At 64.6% G+C, this 1,587-nt stretch carries 2 protein-coding genes; both read right to left on the bottom strand.

What is annotated here, in order from left to right; genetic code table 11:
• A partial coding sequence (locus EOD15_RS33960) for an ATP-dependent metallopeptidase FtsH/Yme1/Tma family protein (protein WP_185929157.1) occupies positions 1-570 on the bottom strand: 570 nt, incomplete at its 3' end.
• 125 nt (positions 571-695) lie between these two features.
• The coding region (locus EOD15_RS33955) for an ATP-binding protein (protein WP_281035600.1) at positions 696-1,587 on the bottom strand (892 nt) is incomplete at its 5' end.

Genomic DNA, 1,587 nt, shown 5'->3' with positions numbered 1-1,587 from the left:
GGGAATCTTGCCGCCGAGCCGCTGGAATTTCTGCGGATCGCGCAGGAACTCGACGATCTCCTCCAGATCTTCCTTGGCTTCGTCGACGCCGGCAACGTCCTGGAAGGTGACGCGACCATGGGCTTCGGTGAGCAACTTGGCCTTCGACTTGCCAAAGCCCATCGCGCGGCCGGAGCCGGACTGCATCTGGCGCATGAAGAATATCCAGACGCCGAGGATTAGGATCATCGGCAGCCAAGAGATCAAATAGCCGAACAGCGAATTGGAACCGTCTGTTTCAGGCCGCGCATTGATGGTGACGTTCTTGTCCTGCAGCCGCGAGACCAGCGAAGGATCGCCGGGCGAATAGGTCTGGAAGCCGCTGGCATTGTCGGTGTAGGTGCCGCTGATGCGGGCGCCCGCGATGGTTACCGTCTTGACCCGGCCCGCCGCGACATCCTGCAGGAACTGCGAATAAGGCACATCGCTGGAAGCCCCTCGCGTCTGCGGCGTCTGGAACAGATTGAACAGGGCTATGAGCAGGACCGCTATGATCGCCCAGAGCGCGAGGTTGCGATAGTTCGGATTCATCAATTGTCCCGTTGGCGTCCGCGGGGCGGACACGCGTCATAAGAGGAAACTTGCGCCTAACATAGGGAGAGCACCTCCCCTTGCCAAGCATAACAGCACGTCTGGGTTAAGCTTTCGCGCAACCATCAGCCGGCACTATGGCCGCTGAAAGGCAAGGGCGGGACCGGGGCCGCGCCAATCAGCCCGGCGACGGCCTGCGCCGGCGCCAGGTCGAACGAAGGCAGGAAGCGGGCAAAGGGGGTAACGACCGGCCGCACTTCCATCATCGCAGACTTCAGTCCATATCCAGGCAAACCAAGGCATTCCCCGGCGTGCCACAACGCCGGTTCGGCCGCGAGCGCGGCGCGCATCAGGCTCGGCGGGGCTTTTCCTTGGCCCGTCGCCAGCCGCTTCGCCGCTGCCATGCCTAGCGGGGCAATCAACAATGCGCTGCTGCTGTCGTTCAATGTGATGCGCCGGCGGCCATCCCACAGGGTGCTGCCAGTAAGGGTTGCGGCGGCGGGTAGGCCGCGCGCCTCGCGGCGCAGGAAGATGGCGGAGCGCCGGGAATCGACAACCGTCCGCGACAATGTGGCGCAAAGAAATCCAGCCCTCAGCCGACCGAACAGAGCCTCGCTGCGGGCCTGATCCGGCAAGAAGGCAATTCCGCCGGTCATGGCCAGCAGGATACGCAACGCATAGACGGCCGCTCGCTCGTCGCCTGTGTTCAGCAAGAGCGGATCAAGACGAAAGAGCCCGCAGGACAGCCGGGTCGCGAAATCGCCGATCAAACTTGCGGCGGCGAGGCCGAGTTGACTGCGCGCGCGGCCCTCATGCGCGGCCAGCGCCAGTGCATCGTCGATGCGCTGCGCACCGTTGCTGTCGGCAAGGGCGGCCCGCACACGCGGCCGCTCGAAGGCCGCGTCGATATTGGTGGGGTCGTCGGCCCAGCCGACATTCTCACGCCGCAGGACGTCGCGCAGCGCCTCGCGCCGCAACCCGAGAAGCGGCCGAACGATCCACTCGCGCCAGTCATAC

This window comes from Mesorhizobium sp. M7A.T.Ca.US.000.02.2.1, assembly GCF_003996995.1.
Classification (GTDB): Bacteria; Pseudomonadota; Alphaproteobacteria; order Rhizobiales; family Rhizobiaceae; genus Mesorhizobium.
Note: the sequence above shows the minus strand (reverse complement) of the source record. Positions and strands in the feature narration are given on the sequence as shown.